General features: G+C 72.8%; 10 protein-coding genes. 3 read left to right on the top strand and 7 right to left on the bottom strand.

Translation table 11 applies throughout. The features are described from left to right. The first annotated feature begins 203 nt into the window (after window positions 1–203). The 3 genes from GTW67_RS24425 to GTW67_RS24415 all read left to right on the top strand — a co-directional run bounded on the left by GTW67_RS24425 (window position 204) and on the right by GTW67_RS24415 (window position 2,687). Window positions 204–1,193, top strand: a complete 990-nt coding sequence (locus GTW67_RS24425; RefSeq protein WP_161166952.1) for a small ribosomal subunit Rsm22 family protein — start codon at window positions 204–206, stop codon at window positions 1,191–1,193. Window positions 1,194–1,243: 50 nt separating this feature from the next. Beyond that, on the top strand, window positions 1,244–1,870 hold the full coding sequence (locus tag GTW67_RS24420; RefSeq protein WP_161166951.1) for a TetR/AcrR family transcriptional regulator: 627 nt from the start codon (window positions 1,244–1,246) through the stop codon (window positions 1,868–1,870). A gap of 91 nt (window positions 1,871–1,961) precedes the next feature. Next, the gene (locus GTW67_RS24415; protein WP_161166950.1) at window positions 1,962–2,687 is read left to right on the top strand and encodes a bifunctional DNA primase/polymerase; all 726 of its coding nucleotides are present in this window, start codon (window positions 1,962–1,964) and stop codon (window positions 2,685–2,687) included. Window position 2,688: 1 nt separating this feature from the next. Here GTW67_RS24415 and GTW67_RS24410 read toward each other — a convergent pair whose 3' ends face one another. From GTW67_RS24410 to GTW67_RS24380, 7 genes are all read right to left on the bottom strand, one after another. Beyond that, window positions 2,689–3,681 carry an SCO2278 family lipoprotein gene (locus tag GTW67_RS24410; protein ID WP_161166949.1) on the bottom strand — a complete coding sequence of 331 codons (993 nt, stop codon included), beginning with the start codon at window positions 3,679–3,681 and terminating at the stop codon, window positions 2,689–2,691. Beyond that, window positions 3,641–4,513: an iron uptake transporter permease EfeU gene (gene efeU / locus GTW67_RS24405; protein ID WP_161166948.1), complete on the bottom strand. Its 873-nt coding sequence runs from the start codon at window positions 4,511–4,513 to the stop codon at window positions 3,641–3,643. The genes GTW67_RS24410 and efeU overlap by 41 nt, the downstream gene beginning before the upstream one ends. Window positions 4,514–4,515: 2 nt before the next feature. After that, window positions 4,516–5,769 carry an iron uptake transporter deferrochelatase/peroxidase subunit gene (efeB, locus tag GTW67_RS24400; RefSeq protein WP_161166947.1) on the bottom strand — a complete coding sequence of 418 codons (1,254 nt, stop codon included), beginning with the start codon at window positions 5,767–5,769 and terminating at the stop codon, window positions 4,516–4,518. Between the two features lie 15 nt (window positions 5,770–5,784). Then, on the bottom strand, window positions 5,785–6,939 hold the full coding sequence (gene efeO / locus GTW67_RS24395; protein WP_161166946.1) for an iron uptake system protein EfeO: 1,155 nt from the start codon (window positions 6,937–6,939) through the stop codon (window positions 5,785–5,787). Between the two features lie 188 nt (window positions 6,940–7,127). Then, the gene (locus GTW67_RS24390; protein WP_161166945.1) at window positions 7,128–7,961 is read right to left on the bottom strand and encodes a heme ABC transporter ATP-binding protein; all 834 of its coding nucleotides are present in this window, start codon (window positions 7,959–7,961) and stop codon (window positions 7,128–7,130) included. Then, complete coding sequence (locus GTW67_RS24385; RefSeq protein ID WP_161166944.1) at window positions 7,958–9,052, bottom strand: iron chelate uptake ABC transporter family permease subunit; 1,095 nt, start codon at window positions 9,050–9,052, stop codon at window positions 7,958–7,960. Before GTW67_RS24385 ends, GTW67_RS24390 begins: the two co-directional genes overlap by 4 nt. Further along, the coding region (locus GTW67_RS24380; RefSeq protein ID WP_161166943.1) for a heme/hemin ABC transporter substrate-binding protein at window positions 9,049–9,718 on the bottom strand (670 nt) is incomplete at its 5' end. The genes GTW67_RS24380 and GTW67_RS24385, both read right to left, overlap by 4 nt.

Below are 9,718 nucleotides of genomic sequence, written 5' to 3'. Positions count from 1 at the left end.
GGGCGGCACGGGTGGGCGCAGCGGCACCCCGTCGCGCCGGGCAGCGCACCCACCCCCGCCCAGCCCCAACGCCGGGCACCCCGGCAGCGCCGGGTCACGCGTCCCACCCCCGGCCAGCGCCCGCGCCGGGCACCCCGGTAGTGCCGGGTCGCCCGCCCCGCACCCACGCCGGACGCCGCCGCAGCGACCCGTAGAATCCCCGGGTGAACGCCCCCGCCACCCCCGCCGACACCCTGCGTACCGCCCTCGCCGGGCTTCTCGACGGGCTTCCGCCCCGGCAGGCCGCGCAGGCCGTCGAGCGGCTGATCGCCAATTACCGCGGGGCCACCCCCACCGACGCCCCGATCCTCAGGGACCGCGCCGACGTCGTCGCCTACGCCGCGTACCGCATGCCCGCGACCTTCGCCGCCGTGCGTTCCGCGCTCGCGGCGTTCTCGGACGCCGTGCCCGAGTGGGCGCCCGCCGGCCACGTGGACGTCGGCGGCGGGACCGGCGCCGCGACCTGGGCCGTCAGCGACACCTGGGGCGGCGTCCGCCCCGTGACCGTGCTCGACTGGGCCGAGCCCGCGCTCGCCCTCGGCAAGGAGATCGCCGCCGCCCACCCCGCCCTGCGCGACACCCGCTGGCAGCGCTCCCGGATCGGCGCCGCGCTCACCGTCGACGACACCGACCTCGTCACCGTCTCCTACGTCCTCAACGAACTGACCCCCTCCGACCGCGCCGCCCTCGTCGACGCCGCCGCCGGCGCCGCGCAGGCCGTCGTGATCGTCGAGGCGGGCACCCCCGACGGCTACGCCCGCGTCATCGAGGCCCGGCAGCGGCTCGTCGACGCCGGGTTCCACGTCGCCGCGCCCTGCCCGCACAGCGCCGCCTGCCCCATCGTGCCCGGCACGGACTGGTGCCACTTCGCCGCGCGGGTCAGCCGGTCCTCCCTGCACCGGCAGGTCAAGGGCGGCTCCCTCGCCTACGAGGACGAGAAGTTCAGCTACGTCGCCGCCGCCCGTTTCCCCGTCGCCCCCGCCCCCTCCCGCGTCGTCCGGCGGCCGCAGATCCGCAAGGGGCAGGTCCTGCTCGATCTGTGCGAGACCGACGAGCAGATCCGACGCCGGACCGTCACCAAGCGCCACGGCGATCTGTACAAGGCGGCCCGCGACGCGGACTGGGGCGACCCCTGGCCCCCCGCGGACGAGTAGGCGAGCCAGCAGGCGAGACGGACCGTCTTGTCAACTGGTAAATTCGAGCCATGGCCACCCAGAAATCCACCCAGGTCCCCGACGTCACGCGCCGCAGCGCCAGGTCCCGCCGGGCCATCTACGACGCCGCCCTCGCGCTCGTCGCCGAGGCCGGCTATCCCAGGACCACCATCGAGGGCATCGCCGCCCGTGCCGGCGTCGGCAAGCAGACCATCTACCGCTGGTGGTCCTCGAAGGCCGAGGTCCTGCTGGAGGCCTTCCTCGACCTCCAGGAGCAGGCCGTGGAGGCGCAGGGGCAGCAGGACACGTACGCCATCCCGGACACCGGAGACCTCGCCGCCGATCTGAAGGCCGTGCTGCGCGCCACCGTCGACCAGCTCTACGACCCCAAGTTCGAGGCGCCCTCGCGGGCCCTCGCGGCGGAGGGTGTCGTCAACGAGCAGCTCGGGCGGGAGTTCGTCGCCAAGCTGCTGGAGCCCTCGCTCCAGCTCTACGTCGACCGGCTGCGCGCCGCCCAGGAGGCCGGTCACGTGCGGCCCGAGGTCGACCCGCGCATCGCTCTGGAGCTGTTCGTCTCGCCCGTCGCCCAGCGCTGGCTCCAGTACACGGCGCCGATCTCCTACGACTACACCGACAGCCTCGTCGACTACGCGCTGTACGGAATCACTCCACGCTGATCAGTGAGGTTTGTCCCTTCCCGACCCCGAAGCGCTGAATGGTGGGACCATAGGGCATGCTGATGCGCACGACGGCGAGGCGAGGGGATAGATGAGCGCGGACTTCGGTGGCCGTACCGGCCTGCGGGACAGACTCTCCGAGTGGCTGCGCAAGGGCCGCCCGAAGGAGGCCGCCGGCGAGGATGGCCGGGAGTCCCTGCTGCTGGCCGCCGCCGACGCGGGACTGCCGCTCGCGCCCGCCGCCCACCCCGTCGGCTACCGGTGTTCCTGCGACCGCGTCGGCTGTCCCACCCCCGCCCGGCACCCGGTGTCGTTCGCCTGGCAGACGCAGTCCACCACCGACCGGGCGCAGCTCGAACGCTGGGTCCGGCACCAGCCGCAGGCCAACTTCATCACCGCGACCGGCATGGTGCACGACGTCCTCGACGTGCCCCTCGACGCCGGTCGCGAGGCGTTGCGGCGGCTGCTCGACGCGGGGGTGGAGGTCGGGCCCGTCGCCGAGAGCGACGACGGGCGGATGCTGTTCTTCACCCTGACTCGCGGCACGCCCGAGCAGGAGGACGAGTGGTGGCCGTGCGAGCTGGACTGCCACCCCGAGACGATGGACGAGCATCCCGGGCTGCGCTGGCACTGTCGCGGTTCGTATGTGCTGGTGCCGCCGGCTCGGCTGCCCGGTGAGGGCACCGTGCACTGGGTGCGCGGGCTCGAACATCCGCTGCCCGATCCGCTGACCCTGCTGGAGACCCTCACCGACGCCTGCGCCCGGCACGTCGGTGAGGAGAGCGACCACGCCGGTGCGTGGCCGCTGCGCCGCTGAGCTACTCGCCCTTCGCCGACGTCATGCCCTGGATCCGGCCCAGGACCGAGACCTGACCCGGGCCCGCCGGGTCCAGCGCGACCTCGTTGGAGACGAACTCCATCGTCAGCGACTGCTTGATCTCGCCGTCCGTCAGCGCCAGCACGTCCTTGTTCGGCGTCGGCACGGAGGTGCCCTGCGCGGCGGTCTGCTTCTCGAAGTGGCGGGTGGTGAAGAACACCATCGCCCCGCCGTCCTTCGTGCGCAGCGCCAGCGGCGCGTAGTCGCCGTCGGTCAGCGGCTCGTCGATGTACTGGGTGACCAGACCCGGCCTGGTCGACCGCTTCTTGCGCAGCTCCCGCCACGCGTCGGTGTGCGGGCCGTCCGCGAAGGTCTTCCCGCCGTCCTTGAGGTACGTCGTGTAGTCCTCGCTGAGATCGGTCGGCGCGGCGGCCAGGTCGGTGGAGTTCGCGGGGACCGCCTCGGCCCAGCCGTCCTTGTCGGTCTTGAACTCGGGCACGTCACCGGGGGCGACCAGCGTCAGGTACGCCGCCTCCCAGGTGTCCTCCAGGCCGTCGCGGGTGAACACCAGCAGCCAGCGCGCGTCGCCGCCCTTGTTGGCCCGGGTGTCCGCGACGAACCAGCGCGGCCAGCCGGCCTTCTTCGGGATCGTGAACTTCGCGTCCGTCAGCTCCAGCGGCGAGTGCGCCGGGTTGCCGTCCGGGTTGTTGGCCCGGCCGGCCTTCAGACGGGCCGAGTCGATGGCGGCGAGGGCGCCGGTGGTGAACCCGGCGTCCAGGGAACCGTCGTAGGCCTTGTCGGCCTTGTTGTACGCGTCGGTGAACTGTTCGAGCGCCTTCGCGGCCTCCGCCCGGGTGGTCGCCGGAAGCACCTCGCGTTCGCCGTGCACCACCACGCAGCCGCTCGCCGACAACGAGAGAACGGTGAGTGAAACCGCTGTCAGTGCGCTCCGGTCAAGTCTGCGGGGCCTTCGAGGGCCGCGATCCCTGCTCATCAGGTTCCTTCACCTTCCCCTTCCCGGAGGCGAACCCTACCGGGGCGAGGAACAGCGCGAGCGCCGGGACCAGGTACAGCAGCCACACCGTGACCTGGAGGACGGTCGGGTCGGGCTGGAAGTTGAACACGCCCTTCAGCAAGGTGCCGTACCAGCTGGACGGATCGACGGTGTTGCTGATGTCGAAGGCCAGGTTCGTCAGGCCCGGCAGCAGGTCGGCCTCCTGGAGGTCGTGCACGCCGTACGCCAGCACGCCCGCGGCCACGACGACCAGCATGCCGCCGGTCCAGGTGAAGAACTTGGCCAGGTTGATGCGCAGCGCGCCCTTGTAGAACAGCCAGCCCAGCAGCACCGCCGTCGCCAGGCCCAGGGCCACGCCGACCAGCGGGCGCGGGGTGCCGTCGCTCGCCGCGTGCACCGACGCCCACACGAACAGGGCGGTCTCCAGGCCCTCTCGGCCGACGGCGAGGAACGCGGTGGCCACCAGGGCGCCCGTGCCCATCCTGAGGGCCGCGTCCAGCTTGCCGTGCAGCTCGGACTTGAGGTGCCGGGCGGTGCGCCGCATCCAGAACACCATCCACGTCACCAGCACCACGGCGAGGATGGACAGGGAGCCGCCGAGTGCTTCCTGTGCCTTGAACGTCAGTTCCTGCGAGCCGAATTCGAGCGCGCAGCCGAAGCCGAGCGCGATGGCGACGGCGACGCCGATGCCGGCCCAGATGGGCTTGAGGGCGTCCCGGCGGCCCGTCTTGACGAGGTAGGCGATGAGGATGCAGACGACGAGGGAGGCCTCCAGGCCCTCACGCAGTCCGATCAGGTAGTTGGAGAACACGGTTACGCCTCCTTGGCGAACAGCGTGCTGCCCCACCAGTCGTCCGCGTCGCGGACGCCGGGCGGGACCGCGAAGACCGCCGAACCCACGTGCTGGATGTATTCGTTGAGCGCGTCCGTCGCCAGACTGCGCTGGACGCGGATGAAGCCGGTGCGCACGTCGCGCTGGTAGGCGAGGAAGAACAGGCCCGCGTCCAGGCGGCCCAGACCGTCGGTGCCGTCGGTGAACGAGTAGCCGCGGCGCAGGATCGTCGCCCCGCCGTTGGCGTCGGGGTGCGCGAGCCGCACGTGCGCGTCGGGCTTCATCGCCTTCAGGAACGGCTCGTCGCGTTCCTCGGCCTTGCCGACGGGGGCGCCCTCGCCCTTGTCGCGGCCGAAGACGTCCTCCTGCTCCTGGAGCGAGGTGCGGTCCCAGGTCTCGATGTGCATGCGGATGCGCCGGGCGACCAGATAGGAACCGCCGGTCATCCAGTCCGTGCCGTCCTTCGCGCCGGCCCACACGTGCTGGTCGAGGCGTGCGGTCTCCGTGCCCGAGATGTTGCGGGTGCCGTCCTTGAAGCCGAACAGGTTGCGCGGGGTCTGCGCGTCCGCCGTCGTCGAGGACGTCTTGCCGAAGCCCAGCTGGGACCAGCGCACGACGACCTTGCCGAAGCCGATGCGGGCCAGCTGGCGGATCGCGTGCACGGCGATCTGCGGATCGTCCGCGCAGGCCTGCACGCACAGGTCGCCGCCGCTGCGGCCGCGGTCCAGGTTGTCGCCGGGGAACTTCGGCAGGTCGACCAGCGCCTCGGGGCGCCGGTCGGCGAGATCGAACTTCCCGAACAGGGACGGGCCGAAGCCGATGGTGAGCGTCAGCCGGGACGGCTTCAGGCCCAGCGCCTCGCCGGTGTCGTCCGGCGGGGCCTCGGCCAGTCCGCCGTAGGCGCCCTCGCCGACCGGCTGCCCGGCGGTCATCCTGCGGGCCGCTGCCGTCCAGTCCTTGAGCAGCCCGACGAACTCGGCGCGGTCGTCGGTGGTGACGTCGAACGCGGCGAAGTGCAGCCGGTCCTGCACCGGCGTGGCGATGCCCGCCTGGTGCGCGCCGTGGAACTCGACCGCGCCGCCCGCGTCGGCACCGGTCGGGTCCACGTCGTCGCCGGTGCGGGCCATCGCCATCGCCCCGCCGGCCGCCGCGGCACCGAGGGCCAGGCCCGCGCCGCCCCAGCCGATCAGGGCCCGGCGCGAGGGGGCCGGAGTGCTGCCGTCCGTGTCCGTCATCGTCGTACTCCGGTGCTACTTGCCGACCACGGCGGCGGCGAGCTTGGACAGCGGCTCGGCGAGCGCGTTGACCGCGTCCGACAGCTCCTTGCGGTCGGCCTTGCCGACCTTGTCGTAGGAGGTGAACTCGTACGAGGACGTGTTCGGGCGGTAGCGGTCGAGCAGCTTGTCCAGCGCGGCGAACTGCTTGTCGAGGTCCGCCGTCAGCGCCGCGTCGTTCTCCTTCGCGACCGGCTTCAGCAGCGCGTAGGACTTCTGCGCGCCCTCGACGTTGGCCTTGAAGTCGACCAGGTCGGTGTGCGAGTAGCGCTCCTCCTCGCCGGTGACCTTGCCGGTGGCGACCTCGTCGAGGAGTTCCTTGGCGCCGTTGGCCATGGAGGTCGGGGTGATGTCGGCGGTGCCGACGCGGTTCTGCCAGTCCTTCAGGTCGGTGACCAGGGTGCCGGCGAGCTCCTTCTCACGGTCGCCGATCTTCTTGTCCTGCCACAGCGCCTTCTCCAGGCGGTGCCAGCCCGTCCAGTCGGTCGCCGGGTCCTGGCCGTCCTCCAGGCCGTCCTCGCGGACGTCGACCTTCGGGTCGATGTCGCCGAAGGACTCCGCGACCGGCTCGGTGCGCTCCCAGCCGATGCGGGAGGGCGCGTACGCCTTCTTCGCGGCGTCCAGGTCACCGGCCCGCACGGCCTTCGCGAACGCCTCGGCCTTCGGCAGCGTCTCGTCGGCCTGCTGCTGCGCGTACTGGCGGTAGGCGGCCACGGCCGCGTCCAGACGCGGGTCGCGCTCGGCCGCCTTGCCGCCGGTGGCCTTGACGTCCTGGCGGATGCCCTTGCCCTTCATGCCCGGCTTGCAGGCGATCCGGTAGTCGCCGGCCTTCACCTCGGCGGTGACCCGCTGCTTGGTGCCGGGGCCGATGTTCTCCCGCTCGGTGACCACGCGGTCGTCGGGGAAGAGGAGGTAGACCTCCGTGACCTTGGACCCCTTGTTCTCGATGGCGAGTTCGACGTGCCCGGCGGGGAACTCCTTCGCCGACACGTCGCAGGAGTCGTCCTTGGCCGTGACGGTGACGACGTGGTCGCCGTTCGCCGCGTCGCTCTTCTCCGTGCAGCCCGTGACGGCGGTCAGGGCCGCCGCGGTGGCGACGGCGGTGACGACGGAGAGTCTGACGGCTCGCATGCGGGCTCCCAGGGATGGCCGAAAGTGCGTGTGATGGGGGTCATAAGGAAGGTGAGGCTCGCCTAAGGTACCGAAGGATTTCCGGCGCGATACCCGTCCATGCGGTGATCCGAATCTCATGGACGGTGTATGAGCACAGGCCGGTCACGGTGGCTCAAAGACGCGTTCACAGGAGAGTCAAGGGAACGTCAAAGGGTGCGTCGCGGGGTCACGAGCAGCCCCCCCGTGCGCGGATGCGGAAGCACCTCCACCGGCTGGTCGTAGACCTCGGAGAGCAACTGCTCGGAGAACACCCCGGCCGGCGGGCCGTCGGCGGCGACCCGGCCGGCGCACAGGATCGCGACCCGGTGCGCGTACGCCGCGGCCAGACCCAGGTCGTGCAGCACGACGACCACCGCGTCCCCGGCGCGCGCCCGCTCCCGGCACAGCCGCAGCACCAGTTCCTGGTGCCGGAGGTCCAGCGCGGCGGTCGGCTCGTCGAGCAGCAGCAGCGGGGCGCGCTGGGCGAGCACCCGGGCCAGCGCCACCCGGGCCCGCTCGCCGCCGCTGAGCGCGGAGAACGGCCGCCCGGCGAAGCCGGACACCTCCGTGCGCGCCATCGCCTCGGCGACCACCGCGTCGTCCTCGTCCTCCCCGTCGCCGCCCGCCCAGGGCGCCCGGCCCATCCGGACCACGTCCTCCACCGGGAACGGGAAGGACAGCGACGCCGACTGGGGCAGCACCGCCCGGCGCAGCGCCAGTTCGGGCGCCGACCACGCGGCCACCGGACGCCCGTGGACGCGTACGACTCCCTCGGCGGCCGGGACGTCGGCGGCCAGGGCGCCCAGGAGGGTCGACTTGCCCGCCCCGTTCGGACCGACCAGGGCCAGTACCTCGCCCGCGCGCACCCGTACGTCGACGCCGTCGAGGACCGGCCGCCCGCCGAGGTCGACGCGCAGCCCCTCGGCCTCGGCGAGCAGGTCGCCGGGCGCCGGCCGGGGCGGCGGGAGCGGCCGGGACGGTGCGAGTCTCGGGAACCTCATGCCCAGCCTCCCTGCCTGCGCCGGGTGCGGCGCAGCAGCCAGAAGAAGAACGGACTGCCCAGCAGCGCGGTGAGCACCCCGAGCGGCAGCTCGGCCGGGTCGGCGACCGTGCGCGCGGCCAGGTCGGCGGCGAGCAGCACGAGCGCGCCGAGCAGCGCGCTGCCCGGGATCAGGAAACGGTGCCCGGGGCCCGCCGCCATCCGCAGCAGATGCGGGACGACGAGGCCGACGAAGCCGATGACTCCGGCCACGCTCACGGCCGCCGCCGTCAGCAGCGCGATCACCAGGACCAGGACGATCCGCAGCCGCTCCACGTCCACGCCCAGGTGCCGGGCGGGGCGTTCGCCGAGCGCCAGCAGGTCCAGACGGCGGGCGTACAGCGGGGCGAGGCCCAGGCCGAGTGCCGCGCACGGCAGTACGGCGAGGACCTTCGGCCAGGTCGCCTGCGCGAGCGAGCCGAGCTGCCAGAAGGTGATCTGGTTGACGGCCGCCGTGTCCGCGAAGAACAGGAACAGGCCGATCAGCGCCCCCGCGAAGGCGTTCACCGCGATGCCCGTGAGGATCAGCGTGACCACCTCCGTGCGGCCGCCCGAGCGGGACATCGCGTAGACCACCAGGACGGTGACCAGGCCGGAGGCGAAGGCGAACACGGCCACCGTCCAGTTGCCGAGGAAGTTCACGCCGAAGGCGATGGCGCCGACCGCGCCGACCGCCGCGCCCGAGGAGACGCCGATGACGCCCGGCTCGGCGAGCGGGTTGCCGAACACGCCCTGCATCAGCGCGCCCGCGCAGCCCAGCGAGGCGCCGACCAGCAGGGCCAGCACGATCCTCGGGAACCGCACGTTCCACAGCACCGAGTCGGCGACCCGGTCCAGCTCCGTGCCGCCGAGCCCGGCATGGTGCAGCAGCGAGCCCAGCACGTCGCCGACCGGGATCGGGTAGGCGCCGGTGCCGGCCGCGACCGGGACCAGCACGAGCAGGCCGGCGGCGAGGGCGGCGGTCAGCAGCCAGGGCGTCGAACGGCGGCCGCGCGGCGGGGGCGGCCCGGCGGGCGGGTGGCGGACCGGCCCGGCCTTGTCGAGTACGGTCACCGCGCGCCGTCCCCGCCGTACAGCTGGGCCACGACCGACGTCAGCACCTGGTCGGTGCGCGGCCCGTAGTTGAGCAGGACACCGTCCTCGACGGAGACGATCCGGCGGTCCATCCCGGCCGGGGTCTGCGCGACGCCGGGGATCTTCACCAGCCCGTCGACGCCGCCGACGGAGTCGAGTCCCTTGCTCATCACGAGGATCGCGTCCGGCGCCGCTTTCACCAGGGCCTCGCTGGTGATGGCGGTGAAGTCCTTGTCCAGGCCGGACGCGGCCCCCGCGTCGATCGCGCCGGCCGCCTCGATCAGCGACCCGGCGCCCGACTCCTTGCCGCCGATGAGGTAAACGGAGGCCGAGCCGCGCAGATACAGGAAGGCCACCCGCGGCTTCTCGCCGTGCGGAACGTCCTTGCGGGCGGCGTCGATCCGCTGCTCCGAGCGCCGGGTGAGTTCCTTCCCGGCCGCCGGTACGCCGAGGGCGTCGGCGACCGCCCGGATGCGCGGGCCCACGTCGTCCAGGCCCGTGGCCGCCTTCACGAACAGCACCGGGACGCCGGCGGCGCGGATCTGGTCGACGGCCTCCTCGGGCCCGGTGGTGGTCTCGGCGATGACCAGGTCCGGCTTGAGCGAGAGCACGCTCTCCGCGGAGACGTCGTGGCAGATCGGAAGA

The sequence above is a fragment of the Streptomyces sp. SID5910 genome, from assembly GCF_009862125.1.
GTDB lineage: Bacteria > Actinomycetota > Actinomycetes > Streptomycetales > Streptomycetaceae > Streptomyces.
The sequence above is the reverse complement of the archived record's forward strand: the minus strand, read 5'-3'. Positions and strand labels throughout refer to the sequence as shown.